The organism is Pseudomonas sp. FFPRI_1 (assembly GCF_055384485.1).
Window position 1 is genome coordinate 3,111,768 of record NZ_AP029168.1, and the last position, 21,888, is coordinate 3,133,655.

Annotated in this window: 18 protein-coding genes; 6 read left to right on the forward strand and 12 right to left on the reverse strand. The window is 64.1% G+C overall.

The features are described from left to right. Positions 1-89: 89 nt before the first annotated feature. The 3 genes from ACZ5BO_RS13870 to ACZ5BO_RS13880 are packed head-to-tail and all read right to left on the reverse strand — an operon-like array spanning position 90 to position 3,735. Positions 90-1,064: an FAD:protein FMN transferase gene (locus ACZ5BO_RS13870; protein ID WP_464701260.1), complete on the reverse strand. Its 975-nt coding sequence runs from the start codon at positions 1,062-1,064 to the stop codon at positions 90-92. Further along, positions 1,054-3,243 (reverse strand): PepSY domain-containing protein, encoded by a 2,190-nt coding sequence (locus ACZ5BO_RS13875; protein ID WP_464700446.1) that lies wholly within the window; start codon positions 3,241-3,243, stop codon positions 1,054-1,056. Before ACZ5BO_RS13875 ends, ACZ5BO_RS13870 begins: the two co-directional genes overlap by 11 nt. A gap of 21 nt (positions 3,244-3,264) precedes the next feature. Then, positions 3,265-3,735: a DUF2271 domain-containing protein gene (locus ACZ5BO_RS13880; protein WP_025132446.1), complete on the reverse strand. Its 471-nt coding sequence runs from the start codon at positions 3,733-3,735 to the stop codon at positions 3,265-3,267. 235 nt (positions 3,736-3,970) lie between these two features. On the opposite strand from ACZ5BO_RS13880, the gene ACZ5BO_RS13885 reads away from it, so the two are divergent. Beyond that, positions 3,971-4,630, forward strand: a complete 660-nt coding sequence (locus ACZ5BO_RS13885; RefSeq protein ID WP_464700448.1) for a response regulator transcription factor — start codon at positions 3,971-3,973, stop codon at positions 4,628-4,630. After that, entirely contained in the window at positions 4,627-5,952 is a 1,326-nt protein-coding gene (locus tag ACZ5BO_RS13890) for an ATP-binding protein (RefSeq protein WP_464700450.1), read from the forward strand. Before ACZ5BO_RS13885 ends, ACZ5BO_RS13890 begins: the two co-directional genes overlap by 4 nt. 666 nt (positions 5,953-6,618) lie before the next feature. On the opposite strand, the gene ACZ5BO_RS13895 is transcribed toward ACZ5BO_RS13890, so the two are convergent. The 9 genes from ACZ5BO_RS13895 to ACZ5BO_RS13935 form a co-directional block, all read right to left on the reverse strand. Continuing rightward, complete coding sequence (locus tag ACZ5BO_RS13895; protein ID WP_025132449.1) at positions 6,619-7,059, reverse strand: CBS domain-containing protein; 441 nt, start codon at positions 7,057-7,059, stop codon at positions 6,619-6,621. Positions 7,060-7,227: 168 nt separating this feature from the next. Next, positions 7,228-8,397 (reverse strand): N-methyl-L-tryptophan oxidase, encoded by a 1,170-nt coding sequence (solA, locus tag ACZ5BO_RS13900; RefSeq protein ID WP_464700453.1) that lies wholly within the window; start codon positions 8,395-8,397, stop codon positions 7,228-7,230. Between the two features lie 24 nt (positions 8,398-8,421). Next, a complete protein-coding gene (locus tag ACZ5BO_RS13905; protein ID WP_464700455.1) occupies positions 8,422-8,946 on the reverse strand; it encodes a DUF2867 domain-containing protein in 525 nt (174 codons plus the stop codon). A gap of 135 nt (positions 8,947-9,081) precedes the next feature. Next, positions 9,082-10,179: a hypothetical protein gene (locus ACZ5BO_RS13910; protein WP_464700457.1), complete on the reverse strand. Its 1,098-nt coding sequence runs from the start codon at positions 10,177-10,179 to the stop codon at positions 9,082-9,084. 264 nt (positions 10,180-10,443) lie between these two features. Next, positions 10,444-11,541 carry a polyamine ABC transporter substrate-binding protein gene (locus ACZ5BO_RS13915; RefSeq protein ID WP_464700459.1) on the reverse strand — a complete coding sequence of 366 codons (1,098 nt, stop codon included), beginning with the start codon at positions 11,539-11,541 and terminating at the stop codon, positions 10,444-10,446. 136 nt (positions 11,542-11,677) lie between these two features. Next, positions 11,678-12,574: an ABC transporter permease subunit gene (locus tag ACZ5BO_RS13920; RefSeq protein WP_025132454.1), complete on the reverse strand. Its 897-nt coding sequence runs from the start codon at positions 12,572-12,574 to the stop codon at positions 11,678-11,680. Then, on the reverse strand, positions 12,571-13,452 hold the full coding sequence (locus tag ACZ5BO_RS13925) for an ABC transporter permease subunit (RefSeq protein ID WP_177330344.1): 882 nt from the start codon (positions 13,450-13,452) through the stop codon (positions 12,571-12,573). Before ACZ5BO_RS13925 ends, ACZ5BO_RS13920 begins: the two co-directional genes overlap by 4 nt. A gap of 41 nt (positions 13,453-13,493) precedes the next feature. Next, positions 13,494-14,636, reverse strand: a complete 1,143-nt coding sequence (gene potA, locus ACZ5BO_RS13930) for a polyamine ABC transporter ATP-binding protein (protein WP_025132456.1) — start codon at positions 14,634-14,636, stop codon at positions 13,494-13,496. Positions 14,637-14,870: 234 nt separating this feature from the next. Then, on the reverse strand, positions 14,871-15,626 hold the full coding sequence (locus ACZ5BO_RS13935; protein WP_464700461.1) for a gamma-glutamyl-gamma-aminobutyrate hydrolase family protein: 756 nt from the start codon (positions 15,624-15,626) through the stop codon (positions 14,871-14,873). A gap of 266 nt (positions 15,627-15,892) precedes the next feature. Here ACZ5BO_RS13935 and ACZ5BO_RS13940 point away from each other — a divergent pair, with 266 nt between their 5' ends. The 4 genes from ACZ5BO_RS13940 to ACZ5BO_RS13955 all read left to right on the forward strand — a co-directional run bounded on the left by ACZ5BO_RS13940 (position 15,893) and on the right by ACZ5BO_RS13955 (position 21,142). Next, entirely contained in the window at positions 15,893-17,269 is a 1,377-nt protein-coding gene (locus ACZ5BO_RS13940) for a glutamine synthetase family protein (protein WP_025132458.1), read from the forward strand. A gap of 97 nt (positions 17,270-17,366) precedes the next feature. Further along, complete coding sequence (locus ACZ5BO_RS13945; protein WP_464700463.1) at positions 17,367-18,857, forward strand: aldehyde dehydrogenase; 1,491 nt, start codon at positions 17,367-17,369, stop codon at positions 18,855-18,857. A gap of 55 nt (positions 18,858-18,912) precedes the next feature. Next, positions 18,913-20,193 (forward strand): NAD(P)/FAD-dependent oxidoreductase, encoded by a 1,281-nt coding sequence (locus ACZ5BO_RS13950; RefSeq protein ID WP_464700465.1) that lies wholly within the window; start codon positions 18,913-18,915, stop codon positions 20,191-20,193. A gap of 400 nt (positions 20,194-20,593) precedes the next feature. Further along, complete coding sequence (locus ACZ5BO_RS13955; RefSeq protein ID WP_025132461.1) at positions 20,594-21,142, forward strand: cupin domain-containing protein; 549 nt, start codon at positions 20,594-20,596, stop codon at positions 21,140-21,142. Positions 21,143-21,888: the final 746 nt, after the last annotated feature.

Consider the following 21,888-nt stretch of genomic DNA (forward strand, 5'->3'; position numbering starts at 1 on the left):
CGATGGGCTGCTCGCCATTCGTTGCCTCGGTAAACCGGCTCTGGCAGATCAGGGCGGTTCGTGGCGCCGGGCATCCATCCCGGCGGGCGTCAGTGGGTATCGATCTGGGCCTGCAATTGGCCACCGACAATGAACACCTCTCGCCACTGCGCTCCGTCGCGGATCACGAACAAGGCATCCATGCCGCGTTCCCGAGCCAGCCGTGGCCCTTCGACTTCACCCAGCACCAGCAGCGCGGTGGCCCAGGCGTCGGCCAGCATGCAACTGCTGGCCACCACGCTGACCGACGCCAGGTGGTTGTCCAGGGGCGCGCCGGTGGCCGGGTCCAGGGTATGGGCGTAGGACTGCCCGGCGATCTCCACCCGTTGCCGGTAGTCGCCGGAGGTGGCGATGGCCGCATTCTCCAGGGTCATCATGCCCATGACCTGGCGTTCGCCTTGCAGGGGCTTTTCCACCGCCACGGTCCAGGGCTGGCCGTTGGGCTTTCTGCCCCGGGCGCGCATTTCACCGTCGATACCCACCAGATAGGCGCGGATGCCCGCGGCTTCCAGGGCGCGGGCCAGTTCATCGACGCCAAAGCCCTTGGCAATGCCGTTGAGGTCCAGGCGCACTTTGCCGCGCTTGCGCAAGCGATGGCGCCGGGGCTCCAGCACCAGGGCTTTGCCGGCCGGGAAGCGAGGTTGCCGGCGCAGTTCACGTAAGGCCGGCAGCTCCAAGGGCCGCAGTGCAGGGCCAAAACCCCAGCCCTGGACCAGATCACCCACGGCGATCTCGAAAGCGCCGCGCGATTGCTCGCTGACCCGCAGCGCCGTGGTGATGACCTTCATCAGCTCCCGGGGCACGCTGATCCAGCGATGCCGGGGCGCGGCGTTGAGACGGTTGAGATCTGAATGGGGTCTCCAGCCCGACATCTGTTGCTCGACCTGCGCCACGCTCTGGGCCAGGCGCTCGGCGATGTCCCCGGCGTCCAGGCCCGGGGCGGCGTAGAAGAGCGCGCTGTAGCGGCTGCCCATGGTCGGGCCGTTGAGGCTGTAGCGCTGCAGGCCAATGGTTTCAGTAGACATCTTCACGGTAACGTCCTTGGGCCTTGAGGGTCAGTACGCTGAGGTTGAGGGGCGCCAGAACTTCGTCCAGGGCCTGGATCACACCCCTGGCCATGTCGCGGCTGCCGCAGACCAGCACCTGGGCGCCTTTTTCCACCAGGCGGCGTACCGCCAGGGCGTCGGTCAGCAGCCGGTCCTGCACGTAGCCGGGTTCCTGGACTTGGGAAAAGGCCGCGCGCAGTGCGGTCAGGCGCTGGTCGGCCAGATAGCCCTTGAGTTCCGGTTCGTAGAGAAAATCCGAGGCCGGGTGACGTCCGCCCCAGTACAGGTGCATGGGCTGGCGGGCGCGGTTGCCGCGGATGAACCCCGCCAGGGGCGCGATTCCGGTGCCGGCGCCGATCAGGATCACCGGTTGCTGGCCCTGGGGTGGGCGAAATTGCGGGTTGGGCTGGATGAAACCCCGAATCAGTGCGCCCTCTGGCAGCGCATGGAGCATGCCCGAGCACAGGCCGCCGGGGTGCTTGCGCACGCAGATCTCCAGCACCCCGTCGCTGCTGCAACTGGCCAGGGAGTAGAAGCGCGGCTGGGCGGTGCCGGGGGGCAGGATGCCCACCAGATCGCCGGCCTGGAATGAAGGCTGGCGCTGGCCGCGGCTGTCGGCAGCCTTGAAGCGCAGGATCCGCGTCGGCGCCTGGACCTGATCGCCGTAGGCCACGGATTCCACCAGTTGCCACTCATGGCTGGGCCGGGCACGGGCCTGATGCTGCAGGTCGAGGGGCAAGCCCAGGGCTCGTCCCAGGGCCTGGCCCCAGCGCTGGAACTCCTGGGGCGACTGGCGATGAATGTTTTCCGGGGGCAGCAGGCGCGGGGCGTCGCTGGCGTCCAGGGCGTTCTGCACCTGGTCGGCAAAGCCGCAGAAACGCGGGAACTGGCGGTCGCCGAAGCCCAGTACGGCACACTGCAGGGTGGGCGCCGGCGGGTGTTGTCGCAGGCGGTCGAGGAAGCTGCTGGCCGAGGCTGGGGCATCGCCGTCGCCGTGGGTCGCCGTGAGGATCAACAGCTGGCGGGCCTTGGGGAAGCCGCTGAACTGGTTCATCGGCGCGCTGTGGACCTGGCGCCCGGCGGCTACCAGTGCCTGGTGTAGGGTCCGGGCAAAACCCCAGGTGCTGTTGCTTTCGCTGCCCACCAGGATCACGCAGTCGGCGCTGTGGGCGGGGCTGTTGTCGTCGAGCGTGGCGGCGTTGCGAGGTCGACGCCACCACAGCCACAGGCCGGTGATGCTCATCAGCGGCACCCCCAGGGCGCACACGCCCAGCAGCAGGCCCAGCCACCACAAGCCTTCTCCGGTGTGCAGTTGATAGATGAAGCTCCAGACCCGCTGCGCATCGGTGTAGGGCTGGAAGGCCAGCAGGCTGCCGCTGGCCGGGTCGACCTGACCTTCGCCGCTGTGGGTGCGCAGGCTGTAGAGGTCCCCGGGGGGGCCCGGGTCGGGGTAGACCAGTTCCTCAAGATCGTTCAGGTCCAGGGCCTGGAGCGCCGCCAGGCGGGCCACCGGCAGGGCCGGCCCGGCGCTGACCTGGATCGGGAAGGGCGGCTCGCTGCGGTCGCCCTCGGCAATCAGGCCGAGGGTGGTGGCCGACAGGTACAGCCCGCTCAGGGCCGACAGCAGCAGGCCGAGGAGCGTCAGGCGCCCGACCTCGGCGTGCCAGCGCTGGCTGAAACTGCCGCGCAACGGCCGCAGCAGCTTGGCCCAGCCACCGGCCCGGCGGGCCAGTAGCGCGGCGCCGGACACCGACAGCAGTAGCATCGCCAGGGCGCCCAGGGCCGACACCAGATGGCCAGGGGTGTCGAGAAACAGCGAGCGGTGCAGCTCCTTGATCCAGCGGGCCAAGGCCGAGGGTGTGTAGGGCCCGAGCACGGCGCCGGTGCGCGGATCGACGCTGCTGGCCAGGGCCTGGCCGTCCTGGTTGTGGTAGACGATCAGCGTGCCCGAGGGGGTGCGGCGCAATTGTTCAATCCCGCTCAGTTGGCCGGCCAGGCGCCCGGCCAGTTGCGCCACCGTGACTTCGCCTGCTGCCGGTGGCGGCGTGCGCAGGCGCTCCAGGGTCGGGTTCAGCGCCAGGGTCGCGCCGCTGATGGCCAGCAACATCACCAGCAGGGCGGCGAGCAATCCGGGAATCGAGTGCAACGAACGCAACATGATCGGGCCTCCTGGCAGGGGTTACAGGTCGTAGCGCAGGGACTGCACATAGGTGCCGCCGCTGGCCGGCTGGCCCGCGCCCTGGAGCGTCAGGGGCAGGATCACGTCGGCGCGGATGTCGCGCTGGTCCTCCACGGCGCTGTCGATGCGGATCTGATAGCCGGCGTCGATCAGGCTGTCCGCCAGTTCGGCGCTGACGGTCAGGCTCTCGCCGCTGCCGACGCTGGCTCCGGTGACGCCGTCGTACTGCGCGCTGCTCATGCCGCCGCCACGGGCCCAGCCCGGCAGGTGCTTGTAGTACTTGGCCTTCTTGCCGGCGACCCAGAGGGTCTTCTGGTAGGCGCCGTTGGCATCGGTGAGGTAGATCGCCAGGTAGGCGCCGCTGCCGCTGTAGGGCTTGAGATGGGTGGTCAGGGTGACTTCACGGGCCTGGGCCAGCGCTGGCAGGGCCAGGGCAGTGGCGAGGCAACCGGCGACGACAAGCTTGTGCATGAGGTGGTCCTTTTCGATGAATGTGGCTGCAGCCTGGACCGCCTAGCTGACAGCAACCTGAAGGGCGTTGAAAAAACTTCACGGCCAGGCGCTGCCCCTTGAATGGGCTTTTGCTGATCTGTCTCCCGTCGCCAGGACCTGGCTCTGGTTACCCTGCCCAGGCCGCTGGTGCTTCAGGCTCCCGTCAGGTTCAGCGGTTAAGGTGCAGCAGCACACAGGTCAGAGGAGAGCGTCGATGCGGGTGTTACTGGTGGAGGATGCGGCAGGGCTGGGGGACGCGGTGCGCGAGCAGATTGCCGACGATGGTCACGCCGTGGATTGGGTGCAGCGCCTGGAACAGGCCCGGGCCAGTGTCGCCAGCACGCCCTACGACCTGATCCTGCTGGACCTGATGCTGCCCGACGGCCGTGGTCTGGAGTTCCTGCGCCAGCGCCGCAGCGCCGGGGATGCGACGCCGGTGATCATCCTCACCGCCCAGGACCAGATATCCGAACGCATCGCCGGGCTCAACGCCGGCGCCGACGACTACCTGGTCAAGCCCTTCGACCTGTTCGAGCTGTCGGCGCGGGTCGCCGCCGTGGCCCGACGCTACAGCGGCAACCCCAACCCGCAGATCCGCCTCGGAGAGCTGCACGTGGACCTGAGCGCCCGCACCGTGCAGCGCGGCGGCAGCAGCATCGACCTGACCGCCCGCGAGTGGGCGGTGTTCGAGGCCTTTGTCCAGCGCCCCAACGCCTTGCTCTCCAAGCCCCAGCTGGAGGAGCGGCTGTATGCGTTCGGCGCGGAAATCGAGAGCAACACCATCGAGGTCTACGTCAGCCGCCTGCGCAAGAAGCTGGGCCGCGAACTGATTGAAACCGTGCGCGGCATGGGCTACCGGCTGATGCCGGCATGAAGCGTCCCATCAGCTTGCACAAACGCCTGAGCCTGGGCCTGACGCTGGGCATGACCCTGCTCTGGCTGGGAGCCACCGCCGGCACCTGGCTGGTGGTCCAGCACGAGCTGGACGAAACCTTCGACAGCGCCCTGGAAGCCACCGCCCAGCGCATCCTGCCCCTGGCCGCGCTGGAGATCGGCAACCGCCGCGGGCCGCGGCGGGCACGGCACGTGGCAACCCTGAAGATGGACAGCGAATACCTGACCTACGTGGTGCGCGACGCCGAAGGACGGATCCTGATGCGCTCCCACGACGCCAAGCTGAAAATCTTCAGCCACCGGCCGAGCCCGGGCTTTACCACCACCGGCCAATACCGCCTGTACAGCGCCAGCGTCGAGTACGGCTCGATTGTCATCGAGATCGCCGAACCCCTGGCCCATCGCCGCGAAGCCTCGCGGGAGGCGTTGCTCGCCATGCTGCTGCCCTTGCTCGGGCTGATTCCCATCAGCCTGCTGGGCACCTGGCTGTTCGTGCGTATCAGCCTGCGCAGCGTGCTGGCCTATCGTCGGGCGGTGGAATCCCGGGGGGTGGGCGATCTGTCACCGATCAAGGTGGCGCACCTGCCGGCGGAAATCGATCCCTTGGCCGAGGCGGTCAATCATCTGCTGGAGCGCCTGCGCAAGGCCCTGGAGTCCGAGCGCAGCTTCACCGCCAACAGCGCCCATGAACTGCGCACCCCGCTGGCGGCGACCCTGGCGCAGATCCAGCGCCTGCGTCAGGCAGCCCCGCAGGGGCCGTTGCAGGTCCGGGCGACGAAGATCGAGGACGGCCTGCGGGAACTGGTCCGGCTTTCGGAAAAGCTCATGCAACTGGCCAAGGCCGAGGGTGGCGGGCTGCTGTCGCAAACCCCCGAGGATCTGATTCCGCTGCTGGCCCATGGCGTAGAGGAATGGCAGCGCGGCGCTGCCTCGCGCCTGCGCTTGCAACTGCCGGAGGCGGCCCGGGTCTGCACCGCCATCGACCCGGACGCCTTTGGCATCCTGCTGCGCAACCTGATCGAGAACGCCTTGAAGTACGGTGATCCGGCGCAGGCGGTGGACATCAGCCTGAGCGCCGACGGTTGTTTGCGGGTGGTCAATGGCGGGCCGCCGGTACCTTTGGCCGTACTGCAGCGCCTGACCGAGCGTTTCGTGCGTGGCAACAGCGAGACCAGCGGCTCCGGCCTGGGGTTGGCGATTGTCCAGAGCATCGTCCATGGAGTGGGTGGCCAGATGCACTTGGCCTCGCCAGCCGCTGGGCGCGACGATGGCTTCGAAGTGCGCGTGCACTTTCCCCAATAGATGCCAACTGCGCATCGCAGATGCTGTCTTGCCAGCGAGGTGTCCGCGAGGGCGATGCAAGGCTCAAGGGCCTCTTCGCCGGCAAGCCGGCTCCTACAGGGAGCTGCACGGTCCATCTGCCTGCTGTAGGAGCTGTCTTGCCAGCGAAGGCGCCCGTCCAGGCGATGCAAGGCTCAAGGGCCTCTTCGCCGGCAAGCCGGCTCCTACAGGGAGCTGCACGGTCTATCTGACTGCTGTAGGAGCTGGCTTGCCAGCGAAGGCGCCCGTCCAGGCGATGCAAGGCTCAAGGGCCTCTTCGCCGGCAAGCCGGCTCCTACGGGGAGCTGCACGGTCTATCTGCCTGCTGTAGGAGCTGGCTTGCCAGCGAAGGCGCCCGCCCAGGCGATGCAAGGCTCAAGGGCCTCTTCGCCGGCAAGCCGGCTCCTACGGGGATCTGCACGGTCTATCTGACTGCTGTAGGAGCTGGCTTGCCAGCGAAGGCGCCCGCGAGGGCGGTGCAGGACTCAAGGGCCTCTTCGCCGGCAAGCCGGCTCCTACGGGGATCTGCACGGTCTATCTGCCTGCTGTAGGAGCTGGCTTGCCAGCGAAGGCGCTCGCCCAGGCGATGCCGGGCTCGCGGGCCTATTCGCCGGCCAGCTGACCAGCCCGCTCCTGCAGGGGCGGGGTTCATTCGCCGCGGATGTACTGCTCCAGCTGGCGGATCAGGTCGGCCTGTTCGGCAATGGCTTCCTTGACCAGGTCGCCGATGGACAGCAAGCCCAGCAACTGGCCGTTCTCCACCACCGGCAGGTGGCGCAGGTGGCTGTCGGTCATGATGCTCATGCAGGTCTCCACGCTCTGGTGGGAGTCCACGGTGATCACCGGCGAGCTCATGATGGCGCTGACCGGGGTGCCCACCGACGACCGCCCGTGGAGCACCAGCTTGCGCGCGTAGTCGCGCTCGCTGATAACCCCGACCACCACGCCATTGTCCAGGACCGGCAGGGCGCCGACGTTTTTCTCGGCCATCACCATCAGCGCCTCCAGGACCATCTGGTGCGGGGCGATGGTGTGCACTTGCTGGTTGTGCTTGGCCTTGAGTTTCAGCAGTTCTGCGACGCTCTTCATGGGGCGCTCCGGTTGTTCTGCGTGGGGCGGCGATGCACCGCCCTGAGGGTTTCTAAAGAATCGTAGAGACTCGAGCAACCGGCAAGGCTGAAAACGGCAGATAAACGGCGAAAAACGTCAGCCAGGGGATTTTTTTCATCACCGCCCCCCATAAGCAAGCCGTCAGTGTCAGTTGAAGCGCTGCAAGGAAAAACTCCCCAGGTCGATTTCGCTGTGGCCATCCACCTGCTGCTGGGCCAGGGCTTCGCCAATCGCTGCCGAATGCTTGAAGCCATGGCCGGAACAGGCGCTGACCACGGTGACGTTGGCCAGGCGCGGGTGGCGGTCGATGATGAAGCCCGAGTCCGGGGTCACGGTGTAGGCGCAGACGCTGGCCTTCACCAGCTCCGGCGCCAGCCCGGCCATATGTGGCGCCACCAGTCCACGGAACAGGTGCAGGGCATCGGCGGCACTGGGTTGCCGGTCGAGGCTGTCCGGCTGGCTGCTGGTGCTGTACTGCTCGGTGGCGATTTTCACGCTGCCTTCCCCGGCAATCGGCGGGAAGCCGTAGCAGGTGTCCAGGTCGTCGGCGCTGTGCAGGATGAAACTCGGCGAACGGGCGGGGTAGTGGTGCGGCTCATCGAGGCGGAACCAGTACAACTGCTGGCGACAGACCTGCAGCAGGGCGTCGAAGGGCGCCCCCAGCAGCTGCGCCGACCACATGCCGGCGCTGACGATGACTCGCCGGGCGCTGATCGACGAACCGGCGCTGATGATCTCCACCCCCTCGGCACCGGACTCGAGCTCTAGCACCGTCTGGCCGGTGATCAGGGTGGCCCCCAGTTGCCGGGCCCGGGTCAGTTGCGCGTCGATGCAGCGTTCCGGGCGGACAAAACCGCCACCGGGTTCGAAATAGCCTCGGGCGCTGTCGTCCAGCGGCGCGAACTGCGGGAAGCGCCGGCGGATCTCGGCGGCGTCCAGCACCTGGTGCTCGATGCCATAGCGCCGGGCCAGCTCGATGCTGTTGTCGGTGAAGTCCCGGGCATCGGCCGGGCGCTGCGGGTCGGTGCTGGCGGTCATCACCAGCACCCCGCACTGTTCGAACAACTGCACATCCAGCTCGGCCTCCAGCTCGCGCCAGATCTGCTGCGAACGGATCGCCAGGGGTACATAAGCCGCGCCTTCACCCACCGCCTGGCGGGTGATGCGGGTGTCGCCATGGCTGGAGCCCTGGTCATGGGGCGGGGCGAAGCGGTCGATGCCCGCCACCTTCACGCCGCGTTTGGCCAGTTGATAGAGGGTGGCGGCGCCCATGGCGCCCAGGCCCACGACGACAACATCGAAATCGGGTGTGTGCACGGCAAGATCCTTGGAAAGGGAGGCTCAGCGGTGATTGATGGTGGCCAGGGTCATGGGCGCGATGATCCGGTGGAACGGCGCCACCGGCAGCATGTACAGGCGCCCCAGGCGGTTGTGCGGGTGGACCACGGTGGACAGCACCACCGGGCGCTTGCCCTCGGCGGTCAGTGGCTGGAGGTTGAGCGACAGGTGCACGTCCAGGTGCTTGTCGCGGTCCACCACCAGCACCTCGTCGGGGCGCTGGGAAACCAGGGTGAAGATGCCGACCCGGTCGCCGGGCTGGTAGTCCTCGTCGGCCCGGGCCAGGTCGATGCGGGTCAGGGGGCCCAGGTCCTTGAGGCCGAACAGCTGCACCACGCGGTTGCGCAGGCCCATCATGCGGTCGATCCAGGCCGGGGTCTGGCTCATCAGGCACAGCAGGTGGCGCATGGCGCTGCGCTCGGGGTCCTCGGCCAGGGTGCGGCGGCAGTCGATGAAGGTCGCCCCCGGGGCCAGGGCGGCGATGCTGGAGTCATGGGGCAACGGGCAAGGCTGAACGGTGGATTTCATCGGTACTGCTCCCTGAAGGCAGGCCGCGCCGGCAGGCTTTCGCGGCCGTGCGGGTGATGGTCCTGATGATCGACGACGGCGGATTATGACCCAGGGCGCGGCGCGGCAGAGGGTTTTTTCGTCCCAGGCGGCGCTTCAGTTCTGCGGCGCTGGCGGGCGCATTTCCAGCCAGCCGATGCTCTGCTTGCCGTAGCCGGTGCTGTCCAGCAGGTGCCGGGCATCGAACCATTGCTGGCCTTCCTGGCTCTGCCATTGTTCGCCCCAGCTGTTGAGCACTTTGAGCCCTTCCTGGCACTGGCCCTGGGGTGTGCACAGGCGGGCATGACCATAGGCCACCAGGCTGTGCTGGTACTGCGCCGGGCATTGTTTCTGCCCGGCGTCGCGGTACAGGCAGACGTTGGCGATGATCACCGGGTTGCCGGCGTCGAGCGCCTGGGTCAGAGCCTGGTACAGGCCGGCGAAGTGCTGCTGCCGGGCGTTCTCCGGCAGGGCGCGGATCTGCATCTTGTCCTTGAATTCGAAGAACGCCCGGCGGCTGGCGCGCCGGCATTCGGGGGGAATGATGATCGCCGCGAAGAAACCGCCGAAGTGCGGTTGGCCCAAGGCCCGGCCGATACCCCCGGCATCCCGGGTGGTGGCATAGATCGCCTTGAGCTGCGCCACCTGGGCATCGCTGGCGCTGCAGTCGGTGCAAGGGGCCTTGAGCCGGTGCTGCTGATAGAAATCGTCCAGTGCGTTGAGCACCGCGCGTTGGGCCTTGATGTCTTCAGCGGTGATGGCGCCGCTGGGTACGAAGCGGTCCTTGAACAGTTTCTCTTCGGAAAAGCACGCTTGGGACACCGCGTGCCCCACCATCAGCGCGGCGGTTTCCAGGGTGTAGAGCGGGTCGCCGCCCTCGTCGATGTCCTCGTAGGAGCCGACGCTGTCCACATCCCCGGTGGGCTTGCGGCCGTAGCGCGCCATGTCCAGGGGCGCCGCCAGCTGGTTCTTGTCGATCCGCGTGCAATCCTCCTTCGCCGCCTGGCACTGGTAATAGTTGAACACCGCCGCGGCGCTGTGGCTGAAGCACAGGCCCAGGCCCTGCTGGGAGGTGGCCGGGGGCAGGTTGCCGATGATGTGCTGGCTGCCCGGGGCCGGCTGGGCGGCAGCCGGCAGGGGCACCAGGGCCAGTACCGGTGGTGCGGCGCTGGCGTGTAGCGGGAACAAGGCCGTAGTCAGCAAAAACGCGCGCAAGCTTGCATGCATATCGAGGGACCGGTTCGGGGTGGTTGAGCGGGGCAGGATCGGGCTTGCTGAATCTAGCCAAAGCCATGGCAACTTGCCATGTGGCGCTTGCCGCGAACGACGGCCGCCGACAAAAAAGGCGCCCGAAGGCGCCAAGGATTCACCCCAACCGAGGGAGCCGGGTGAAGCCGTTCGCAGAAGTGTCGCGGTGGTAAGGCGCGACATGAACGGAAGAGGGGGAGGGCGCCTGCCATGAAGGCGGGCGCCGGGGTGTCATTTGCCCAGCTTGATCCGGGTCCAGCCGCGGTTCATCACCCGCTGGATGGCAATCGGCTGATCGGGCACCGCGTACAGGTTAGCCAGCACGTCCTGGGGCGGGTAGGACGCCGGGTCGTTGCGGATCGCCTCGTCCACCAGCGGCGTGGCTGCCGCGTTGGCGTTGCTGTAGCCCAGGCTGTTGGTGACCTCGGCAATGATGTCCGCGCGCATCAGGAAGTTCATGAACAGGTAGGCGTTGTCGACGTTGGTGGCGTCCTTGGGAATCGCCATCATGTCGTAGAAGCTGCCGGCACCTTCCTTGGGAATGCTGAAGGCGACTTTCTCCTTGTTGCCGGCCTCTTCGGCGCGGGAGCGGGCCTGCAGCACGTCGCCGGAGTAGCCGACGGCCACGCAGATATTGCCGTTGGCCAGGTCCGAGATGTACTTGGAGGAATGGAAGTAGGTCACCGAAGGGCGGATCTTCATGAACAGCTCCTGGGCTTCGAGGATCTGCGCCTTGTCCTTGCTGGTTACCGGGTAGCCCAGGTAGTGCAGGGCCGCCGGCAGCATTTCGGTCGGCGAGTCGAGGAAGCTGATGCCGCAGGCCTTGAGCTTCTCGGCGTTCTCCGGCTTGAACAGCAGGTCCCAGGAGTTGGTCGGTGCGTCCGCGCCCAAGACGGCCTTGACCTTGTCCGGGTTGTAGCCAATGCCGATCGAGCCCCACATATAAGGGAACGCGTGGGCGTTGTCGGGGTCGCTGGCGGAGGCGTTCTTCAGCAGCACCGGGTTGAGGTTCTTCCAGTTCGGCAGCTTGGACTTGTCCAGCTCCTGGTAGACCCCGGCCTTGATCTGCTTGGCCAGAAAGCTGTTGGACGGCACCACGATGTCGTAGCCGGACTTGCCGGTAAGCAGGCGCGCTTCCAGGGTTTCGTTGCTGTCGAAGACGTCGTAGGTGACGTGGATACCGGTCTCGGCCTCGAATTTCTTCAGGGTGTCCGGGGCGATGTAGTCCGACCAGTTGTAGACGCGCAGCACCTTGTCGTTGGCTTGAGCGCCGGTCACCAGTGCGCCCATCAAGGACAGTGAGAGCAGAGTCCTGCCAAGCATTTTCATCACTACAACTCCATTTCTTATTGTGCAGATTGCTGCGTGTGCAACTCGAGGGTTCGGGGTGAGCCTTTTTCGCCAGCAAGCTGGCTCCTACAGGTTTGGGTTATCCGTAGGAGCCAGCTTGCTGGCGAAGAGGCGGTTAGGCCGTCGCAGGTGTTCGTACCTCGGGTTTTTTCGCTGCCGGTGGCTGCCAGGATTCGTTGGCGGTGAATTCCATGGCTTCCTGGATCGCCCGCTTGCGGGCGGCTTCGGCGCGGCGGCCAAAGTACCAGACCAGGAAGGTTACCAGGGACACCGCCAGCAGAATCAGGCTGGCCACGGCGTTGATCTCCGGCTTGACCCCCAGGCGCACCGCCGAGAACACTTCCATCGGCAAGGTGGTGGAACCCGGGCCGGAAACGAAGCTGGCCAGTACCAGGTCATCCAGGGACAGGGCGAAGGACATCATGCCGCCCGCTGCCAGTGACGGCGCGATCATCGGGATGGTGATCAGGAAGAACACCTTGAACGGTCGCGCCCCCAGGTCCATGGCCGCTTCTTCGATGGACAGGTCCAGCTCCCGCAGGCGCGCGGAGACTACCACGGCTACGTAGGCAGCGCAGAATGTGGTGTGGGCGATCCAGATGGTGACGATGCCGCGCTCCATGGGCCAGCCGATCAACTGCGCCATGGCCACGAACAGCAGCAGCAAGGACAGGCCGGTGATCACTTCCGGCATCACCAGCGGTGCGGTGACCAGGCCGCCGAACAGGGTGCGGCCCTTGAAGCGGGTGACCCGGGTCAGCACGAAGGCCGCCAGGGTGCCCAGGGCCACCGCGGCAATGGCGGTGTAGCAGGCGATTTCCAGGGAACGCATCACCGAGCCCATCAGTTGCTGGTTGTCCAGCAGGCCGACGTACCACTTGATCGACCAGCCGCCCCACACCGTCACCAGTTTGGAGGCGTTGAACGAGTAGATCACCAGGATCAGCATCGGCAGGTAGATGAACAGCAGGCCCAGCACCAGCATCAGTTTGGAAAATTCGAAACGCTTCATGCCCGTGCCTCCATCTCTTTGGCCTGGCTGCGGTTGAACAACAAGATCGGAATGATCAGGATCGCCAGCATCACCACCGCCAGGGCCGAGGCCACCGGCCAGTCACGGTTGTTGAAGAATTCCTGCCACAGCACGCGGCCGATCATCAGGGTTTCCGGGCCGCCCAAGAGTTCCGGAATCACGAACTCGCCCACCACCGGGATGAACACCAGCATGCAGCCGGCGATGATGCCGTTCTTGGCCAGGGGCACGGTGATCTTCCAGAAGTTGTTGAAGTTGCTCGAACCCAGGTCCGAGGCCGCTTCCAGCAGGCTCTGGTCGTGCTTGACCAGGTTGGCGTACAGCGGCAGGACCATGAACGGCAGGTAGGCGTAGACCACGCCTATATAGACGGCAGTGTTGGTGTTGAGGATTTCGATCGGCTGCGAGATCAGCCCGGTCCACAGCAGGAATGCATTGAGCAGGCCGTTGTTGCTGAGGATGCCCATCCAGGCGTAGACGCGGATCAGGATCGCGGTCCAGGTCGGCATCATGATCAGCAGCAACAGCACGTTTTGCGCGTCCTTGCCGGTCTTGGAGATGGCGTAGGCCATGGGGAACCCCACCGCCAGGCACATCAGGGTGCTGAGCAGCGCCACCTTCAACGAGCCCAGGTAGGCCGAGAGGTACAGCTCGTCACCGGCCAGCATGGCGTAGTTGCCGAGGTTCAGCAGCAGCTGGAATTTCTGCTCGGCGTAGCTGTAGATTTCGGTGTAGGGCGGGATCGCCAGGGCCGCTTCCGAGAAGCTGATCTTCATCACCAGGAAGAACGGCAGCATGAAGAACAGGAACAGCCAGAGGAACGGAATGCCGATCACCAGCTTGCGGCCGCTGGGCAGCACACGGGTCAAACGCTGATTGAGAGTCATGGCCGAGGTCCTCATGCGCGCAGTACCACGCCGCTGTCGTCTTCCCACCAGACGTAGACTTCGTCATCCCAGGTTGGCCGCGCGCCACGGCGCTCGGCGTTGGCCATGAACGACTGGACGATCTTGCCGCCAGGCAGCTCGACGTAGAACACCGAGTGGCCGCCCAGGTAGGCGATGTCGTGCACCTTGCCCTTGGACCAGTTGTAGCGCGCCTCGGGCTTGAGGGTGGTGACCAGCATCTTTTCCGGGCGAATGGCGTAGGTCACCGACTTGTCCTGCACCGAGGTGCTGACGCCGTGGCCGACGTAGATCTTCTGCTCCAGGTCCGGGCTGTGGATGATCGCGTAGCCTTCCAGGTCTTCGGTGACGGTGCCGTCGAAGGCATTGACGTTGCCGATGAACTCGCACACCAGGCGGCTCACAGGGGCTTCGTAGATGTCCACTGGGCTGCCGGTCTGGGCGATCCAGCCCAGGTGCATGATGGCGATGCGCTGGGCCATGGTCATGGCTTCTTCCTGGTCGTGGGTCACCATCACGCAGGTCACCCCGACCCGCTCGATGATCTCCACCAGCTCCAGTTGCATCTGCGAGCGCAGCTTCTTGTCCAGGGCACCCATGGGTTCGTCCAGCAAGAGCAGTTTCGGGCGCTTGGCCAGGGAGCGGGCCAGGGCCACGCGCTGGCGCTGGCCGCCGGAGAGCTGGTGCGGCTTGCGCTTGGCGTACTGGGTCATGTGCACCAGGCGCAGCATTTCTTCTACCCGGGCATCGATCTCGCTGGCCGGCAGGCGATCCTGCTTGAGGCCAAAGGCAATGTTCTGGGCCACCGTCATGTGGGGAAACAGGGCGTAGGACTGGAACATCATGTTGATCGGCCGCTCATAGGGCGGCATGTCGGTGATGTCCACGCCATCCAGCAGGATGCGGCCTTCGGTGGGCCGTTCGAAGCCGGCGAGCATGCGCAGCAGGGTGGACTTGCCGGAACCGGAGCCGCCCAGCAGGGCGAAGATCTCGCCCTGGTGGATCTCCAGGGACACATCGTCCACGGCCACGGTTTCATCGAACTTCTTGGTCACGCGATCGATCTTCACCAGGACCTTTTGCGGGCTCGGGTTGCCTTCGAGGGCCTTCCGGTAAGTGCTGGAGGCGTTTGCCATGTGAAACTCCCAACAGGTGTCAGCAGCCTGGCCAATTCGGCCGGGCTTAAAGGTTGATTGCCAACCCGCCGGGGCGGGTTGATTCGGCGCTGCCTCCCTGGCGGCCTGACGCTATTTGTTGTTGTGGTCTTGCCGTGTGTTGCTCACGCCGAACGTCGGGCGCGCACAGGCGCGCTCGCCGCGGGGCAGGGCGTGATGAATCGTCTGGGGTGCTGGCTGGCCGGGGCCGGTGGTTCAGCGCCGTTGCGCGGCCCGTTGCCGGCAGGCGTCGCCAAAGGCCTGGAAGATCCGCAGGTAGGCCGGGTTCGACAGCACCTGCCATTCCGGGTGCCATTGCACGCCGAAGGCAAAGGCCTGGCTGTGTTCCACCGACAGCGCCTCGATCAAGCCGTCCGGCGCCACGGCCTCGACCCGCAGGCCCGGGGCCAGGCGGTCGACGCCCTGGCTGTGGATCGAGTTGACCTGGATCTCGCCGGCCAGGCCCATGGCTTCGAACACTCCGCCGGGCTGGATCGCCACCGGGTGCGCCGGGGCGTACTGCACCTCGATGCGTGGGTCGTCGGCTTCGCGGTGGTCCATGTAGCCCGGCAGTTCATGCACCTTCTGGTGCAGGCTGCCGCCGAAGGCCACGTTCATTTCCTGGAAGCCGCGGCAGATGCCGAGCACCGGCACGCCGGCGGCAATCGCCGCGCGCAGCAGGGGCAGGGTGGTGGCATCGCGCTGCGGGTCATGGGCGGTGCCCGGCTCGCTGGGAGTGCCTTGGTAATGGAAGGGGTCGACATTGGACGGCGAGCCGGTAAACAGCAGCCCATCCACTTGCCGCAGCAGATCGTCGATATCGATCAGATCCGCCAGGGAAGGAATGATCAGGGGCAGGCCCTCGGCCGCGACGCTGACAGCACGCAAGTACTTGTCGCCGCTGACGTGGTAGGGGTGCAGGCCGATCTCTTTGACGCACGCAGTAACGCCGATCAATGGCTTGAATGCCATTTTTATCACCTCGAAATTCACGCTGGAACGAGTTTTTCCAGAGCTTATCCTCGTTGATTTTAATTAACAACTTCCATGTAAAAAATTCTAAACGTTATTCGCTTGAAACCCGCAGGCGGCGCGGATTGCGCGGTGTATCGACCTTTCGTGAGGCAAAATAATTGACGAATGGCAGCCTCTGTTGGCTATTGACTCCGGTTTTTCTTTCGGGTTGACTGCTGGCGTGTCACAGCAGTGAACATAATAATTAACACAATAGGTGCATCATGTCGGTCCCCCCGCGTGCCATTCAGCTCAATGAAGCCAATGCCTTCCTGAAAAAACACCCCGAGGTTCTCTACGTCGATCTGCTGATTGCAGACATGAACGGTGTGGTGCGCGGCAAGCGCATCGAGCGCACCGCGCTGCACAAGGTCTATGAGAAGGGCATCAACTTGCCGGCCTCGCTGTTTGCCCTGGATATCAACGGTTCCACGGTGGAAAGCACCGGCCTGGGCCTGGACATCGGCGACGCCGACCGCATCTGTTATCCGATCCCCGGCACCCTGTCCGTCGAGCCTTGGCAGAAGCGTCCCACCGCGCAGTTGCTGATGACCATGCACGAGATCGAAGGCCAGCCGTTCTTCGCCGACCCGCGCGAAGTGCTGCGCCAGGTGGTGAGCAAGTTCGACGCCCTGGGCCTGACCATCTGCGCTGCCTTCGAGCTGGAGTTCTACCTGATCGACCAGGACAACGTGAACGGCCGGCCGCAGTCGCCGCGTTCGCCGATTTCCGGCAAGCGTCCGCAATCGACCCAGGTGTACCTGATCGACGACCTCGACGAATACGTGGACTGCTTGCAGGACATTCTCGAAGGTGCCAAGGAGCAAGGCATCCCGGCCGATGCCATCGTCAAGGAAAGCGCCCCGGCGCAGTTCGAGGTCAACCTGCATCACGTCAGCGACCCGATCAAGGCCTGCGACTACGCGGTGTTGCTCAAGCGCCTGGTGAAGAACATCGCCTACGACCATGAAATGGACACCACCTTCATGGCCAAGCCCTACCCGGGCCAGGCCGGCAACGGCCTGCACGTGCACATCTCGATCCTCGACAAGCAGGGCAACAACATCTTCGCCAGTGAAGACCCGCAAACCAACGAGGCTCTGCGTCACGCCATCGGTGGTGTGCTGGAAACCCTGCCGGAGCAGATGGCGTTCCTGTGCCCCAACGTCAACTCCTACCGCCGCTTCGGCGCACAGTTCTACGTGCCGAATTCGCCAACCTGGGGCATCGACAACCGCACCGTGGCCGTGCGCGTGCCCACCGGGTCCGCCGATGCCGTGCGCATCGAGCACCGAGTGGCCGGCGCCGACGCCAATCCCTATCTGTTGATGGCTTCGGTGTTGTCCGGCATCCATCACGGCCTGACCAACAAGATCGAGCCTGGCCCGGCCATGGAAGGTAACGCCTACGAGCAGAGCGAGCCGAGCCTGCCCACCAACCTGCGGGATGCCCTGCGGGTGCTGGACGACAGTGAGGTGATGGCCAAGTACATCGACCCGATGTACATCGACGTCTTTGTCGCCTGCAAGGAAAGCGAGTTGGCCGAGTTCGAAAACTCCATTTCCGACCTCGAATACAACTGGTACCTGCACACGGTCTGATGATCGTTCCTCAGGGCTGTACGAGAACTTGCCGAGCCGGCCTGCAACCCGGTGCAGGCGGTTTTCGTGCAGACCCTTCCTGCGTGGAGTCGACACCATGAGCAAAACCCGCAGCGACTGGGAGCAGTGCTTCCAGTCCCTCACCCTTGAAGGCCGTGCCTTTATCGACGGCCAGTACTGCGACGCCGCCAGCGGCGCAACGTTTGAGTGCCTGAGTCCGGTGGACGGGCGCTTTCTGACCAAGGTGGCCAGCACCGATCAGGCCGATGCCGACCGGGCCGTTGCCGTGGCGCGCCAGGCGTTCAACTCCGGCGTCTGGTCGGGCAAGGCCCCGGCCGAGCGCAAGCGCATCCTGATTCGTTTTGCGGAACTGATCCTTGAGCACCAGGAAGAGTTGGCGCTTCTGGAAACCCTGGACATGGGCAAGCCGATTGGCGACTCCCTGGCCATCGATATTCCTGCTACCGCCAATGCGATCCGCTGGAACGCCGAGGCTATCGACAAGCTCTACGATGAAGTCGCGGCCACGCCCCACGATCAACTGGGCCTGGTGACCCGCGAGCCGTCTGGCGTAGTGGCGGCCATCGTGCCGTGGAATTTCCCGCTGATCATGGCCAGTTGGAAGTTCGCCCCGGCCCTGGCGGTAGGTAATTCCTTCATCCTCAAGCCGTCGGAAAAGTCGCCGCTGACTGCGATCCGTATCGCCCAGTTGGCCCTGGAGGCCGGCATTCCCAAAGGCGTGTTCAACGTGCTGCCGGGCTACGGTCACACTGTCGGCAAGGCCCTGGCCCTGCATATGGATGTGGACGTGCTGGCCTTTACCGGCTCCACCGCGGTAGGCAAGCAACTGCTGGTGTATTCCGGTGAAAGCAACATGAAGCGGGTGTGGCTGGAAGCCGGTGGCAAAAGCCCCAACGTGGTGTTCGCCGATGCCCCGGACTTGCGTGAAGCAGCAGAAGCCGCCGCCGCGGCCATCGCCTTCAACCAGGGCGAAGTCTGCACCGCCGGCTCGCGCCTGCTGGTGCAACGCTCGATCCGCGAGCAGTTCATTCCGTTGCTGGTGGAGGCCCTCAAGGGCTGGACACCGGGCCACGCCCTCGACCCGCAAACCCGGGTTGGCGCGGTAGTGGATCAGCGTCAGCTGGACAACGTGCTGCGCTATATCGAGATCGGCAAGGAGCAGGGCGGCGAACTGCTGGCCGGTGGTGTGCGCACCCTGGAAAGCACCGGCGGCCTGTATGTCGAGCCGACGATCTTTGACGGCGTGACCAACGCCATGCGTATCGCCCGGGAAGAGATCTTCGGCCCGGTACTGTCGATCATCAGCTTCGACACTGAAGAAGAAGCGTTGCAGATTGCCAACGACAGCATCTTCGGCCTGGCAGCCGGGGTCTGGACCGCCAACCTCAGCCGTGCCCACCGCTTCGCCCGTGGCTTGCGCGCAGGCAGCGTGTGGGTCAACCAATACGACGGCGGTGACATGACCGCACCGTTCGGTGGCTTCAAGCAGTCCGGCAACGGCCGCGACAAGTCGTTGCACGCCTTCGACAAATACACCGAGCTCAAAGCGACCTGGATCAAGCTCTAACTCTTATAACAACAGCGGCGGCGGGCCTGGGCCCGTACCCGCTGGGGAATTTCTCATGCAAACCTACGTGAACAGCTACTACGCCGCGACCCGCAACCAGACCACCGACTACCCGCAGCTCGAAGAGTTGGTGGAGTGCGACGTCTGTGTGATCGGCGCCGGCTACACCGGCCTGTCCTCGGCCTTGTTTCTGGCGGAAGCGGGCTACAGCGTCACCGTGCTCGAAGCGGCCAAGGTCGGCTTCGGCGCCAGCGGGCGCAACGGCGGACAACTGGTCAACTCCTACAGCCGCGACGTGGACGTGATCGAAGAACGCTACGGCGAAAAGAGCGCCGAAGTGCTCGGCAGCATGATCTTCGAAGGCGCCGACATCATCCGTCAGCGCATCCAGCACTATGACATCCAGTGCGACTACCGCCCCGGGGGCATCTTCGCTGCCCTGAACAACAAGCAGCTCAAAGGCCTGGCGGAACAGAAGCGTAACTGGGAGCGCCTGGGCAACAACAATCTGCAGATGCTCGACAAGGCCCAGATCAATCGCGAGGTCGGTACCAAGAACTACATCGGCGGCCTGCTGGACCTGCAGGGTGGGCACATTCACCCGCTGAACCTGGCCTTGGGTGAGGCCAGCGCCATTATCGGGCTGGGCGGCAAAATCTTCGAACAATCGGCGGCGGTGGAAATCACCTACGGCGAACCCAACGTGGTCCGCACCGCCAAGGGTGTGGTCCGCGCCAAATACCTGCTTATTGCCGGTAACGCCTATCTGCAGCAGGACCTGGATCCGCGCGTGACCCGCAAAAGCATGCCTTGCGGCTCGCAGATCGTGGTCACCGAGCAACTGCCAGAATCGCTGGCGCGCAGCCTGATCACCAACAACTATTGCGTGGAAGACTGCAACTACCTGCTGGACTACTTCCGCCTGACCGGCGACAACCGCCTGCTGTATGGTGGTGGAGTGGTCTACGGCGCTCGTGAACCGGATGATATCGAGCAACTGATCCGGCCGAAGATCCTCAAGACCTTCCCTCAGCTCAAGGACGTGAAGGTCGACTACCGCTGGACCGGCAACTTCCTGCTGACCATGTCGCGCATGCCGCAGTTTGGCCGTATCGAAAAGAATGCCTACTACATGCAGGGCTACAGTGGGCACGGCGTGACCTGTTCACACCTGGCGGGCAAGTTGATCGCCGAGATGATTCGTGGCGACGCCGAGCGTTTCGATGCCTTCGCCTCGCTGCCACATATGCCGATGATTGGCGGGCGTACCTTCCAGGCTCCGCTGACCGCCATGGGCGCGGCGTACTACGCTCTGCGTGATCGCTTCGGTATCTGATGGGCATTGTCAGGCGCCTTCTATATAGAGGGCGTCTGATGATGAGCGAGAATGCCGGTACTGTTGCTTGTGGCGAGGGCGCTTGTCCCGCCCTGCGGCACGGCAGTCGTAATCCGGGAGATCGAATCCTGCGGGCGAATCTTGGTCCCCTGGATTGTCAACGCTATGCCCTTCAGCAATAGCAGGTTTCCTCACCTACAACGGGTGATTTTTTGTACCTGTAGCCTCCACCAATCCTGCATAAATTTCACCGCCCATTTCCCTGATCGCCGGTCTTTACAGTAGCTGTGTCAAACATGTTTAAATAGCCGCCGTTTCAGGCTCCAGGGGCAGCCAGTTCGCGATAATCGCGACCCAACCGCCGCAACTTACCCTTAAGTTCCTCTCACATAAGGCTGTTATGGACACGGGCACCCGACTCAAACTCGTTCGCGAAAGCTACAAACTCTCCCAGCGTGAGCTGGCTCGTCGTAGCGGCGTGACCAATGCCACTATCTCCCTGATCGAGCAGAATCGAGTCAGTCCCTCCGTCAGTTCCCTGAAGAAGCTGCTGGAAGGCATCCCCATGTCATTGGCCGACTTCTTCACCTTCGACCAACCGCCTCGCGAGCACCAATATGTGTTCCGGGCCAACGAACAACCGGACCTGGGCCGCGACGGTCTGCGTCTATTAATGGTGGGGGCGCCGGTGGCGAATCGGCAGATGCGCTTTTTGCGCGAGCAATATGCGCCGGGCGCCAGCTCTGGCGAAGAAGCGATTGTGCATGCGGAAGGGGAGGAGTGTGGGCTGGTTACCCGTGGCACCGTGGAGTTGACGGTGGACGGGCAGGTGAGTGTGTTGAACCCGGGGGACGGCTATTACTTTCCGACCACTTTGCCTCATAGCTTTCGCAATATCGGGCAGGATGAAGCTGAGATCATCAGCGCCAACACCCCAGCGAACTTCTAGGACGCAGGGCATCCAGAGTCGCTGCTAGTGGGACCATATAGTAGTCGCCCATGCCTTCTCCCAGATAAGGGCCTCATTTCAGACTCATCGTTTTCTCATTAGTGGTGTTGTTTGCCCGGGTGCTCTCTATTAGCTGGTGGGAGGCTGGGGATTTCGACCAAGGCCTTGCTCTGCGCCAGGGTTCATAGAAAAAACAAATTAAGTGTTGACGACAGATTCTACAGGTCTATAATTCGCCCCACTTCCGGCGCAGTCGAAACGGAAAACTCCTTGAGATTCAACGAGTTACGCAGTTTTCGACAGCGCTTACGCTTCAGTTCATCGAAGCCAGAAGCAGTTAATAAGGCAGTGTGTTTTCGCCCTATTAACGATTCGATCCTCTCGGTCGAAAGCGGTGAAAAAGAGGTGTTGACAGCAGCGTGTAACGCTGTAGAATTCGCCTCCCGCTAACGAGAGATCGGAAGCGCAAGTGGTTGAAGTTGTTAAGGATTTCCAAGCGAAACTTTGAAAACTTCTTAAAAAATCACTTGACAGCAAATGAGGCTGCTGTAGAATGCGCGCCTCGGTTGAGACGAAAGATCTTAACCAACCGCTCTTTAACAACTGAATCAAGCAATTCGTGTGGGTGCTTGTGGAGTCAGACTGATAGTCAAAAAGATTATCAGCATCACAAGTTACTCCGCGAGAAATCAAAGATGTAACCAACGATTGCTGAGCCAAGTTTAGGGTTTTCTCAAAACCCAAAG

What these genes read in the sequence shown, in the direction of transcription:
- potA (WP_025132456.1), bottom strand. Translation starts at nt 14,636, where the DNA reads ATGGCAAACGCCTCCAGCACTTACCGGAAGGCCCTCGAAGGCAACCCG.
- ACZ5BO_RS13935 (WP_464700461.1), bottom strand. Translation starts at nt 15,626, where the DNA reads ATGGCATTCAAGCCATTGATCGGCGTTACTGCGTGCGTCAAAGAGATC.
- ACZ5BO_RS13920 (WP_025132454.1), bottom strand. Translation starts at nt 12,574, where the DNA reads ATGAAGCGTTTCGAATTTTCCAAACTGATGCTGGTGCTGGGCCTGCTG.
- ACZ5BO_RS13945 (WP_464700463.1), top strand. Translation starts at nt 17,367, where the DNA reads ATGAGCAAAACCCGCAGCGACTGGGAGCAGTGCTTCCAGTCCCTCACC.
- ACZ5BO_RS13950 (WP_464700465.1), top strand. Translation starts at nt 18,913, where the DNA reads ATGCAAACCTACGTGAACAGCTACTACGCCGCGACCCGCAACCAGACC.
- ACZ5BO_RS13880 (WP_025132446.1), bottom strand. Translation starts at nt 3,735, where the DNA reads ATGCACAAGCTTGTCGTCGCCGGTTGCCTCGCCACTGCCCTGGCCCTG.
- ACZ5BO_RS13885 (WP_464700448.1), top strand. Translation starts at nt 3,971, where the DNA reads ATGCGGGTGTTACTGGTGGAGGATGCGGCAGGGCTGGGGGACGCGGTG.
- ACZ5BO_RS13955 (WP_025132461.1), top strand. Translation starts at nt 20,594, where the DNA reads ATGGACACGGGCACCCGACTCAAACTCGTTCGCGAAAGCTACAAACTC.
- ACZ5BO_RS13940 (WP_025132458.1), top strand. Translation starts at nt 15,893, where the DNA reads ATGTCGGTCCCCCCGCGTGCCATTCAGCTCAATGAAGCCAATGCCTTC.
- ACZ5BO_RS13915 (WP_464700459.1), bottom strand. Translation starts at nt 11,541, where the DNA reads ATGAAAATGCTTGGCAGGACTCTGCTCTCACTGTCCTTGATGGGCGCA.
- ACZ5BO_RS13895 (WP_025132449.1), bottom strand. Translation starts at nt 7,059, where the DNA reads ATGAAGAGCGTCGCAGAACTGCTGAAACTCAAGGCCAAGCACAACCAG.
- ACZ5BO_RS13870 (WP_464701260.1), bottom strand. Translation starts at nt 1,064, where the DNA reads ATGTCTACTGAAACCATTGGCCTGCAGCGCTACAGCCTCAACGGCCCG.
- ACZ5BO_RS13875 (WP_464700446.1), bottom strand. Translation starts at nt 3,243, where the DNA reads ATGTTGCGTTCGTTGCACTCGATTCCCGGATTGCTCGCCGCCCTGCTG.
- ACZ5BO_RS13905 (WP_464700455.1), bottom strand. Translation starts at nt 8,946, where the DNA reads ATGAAATCCACCGTTCAGCCTTGCCCGTTGCCCCATGACTCCAGCATC.
- ACZ5BO_RS13890 (WP_464700450.1), top strand. Translation starts at nt 4,627, where the DNA reads ATGAAGCGTCCCATCAGCTTGCACAAACGCCTGAGCCTGGGCCTGACG.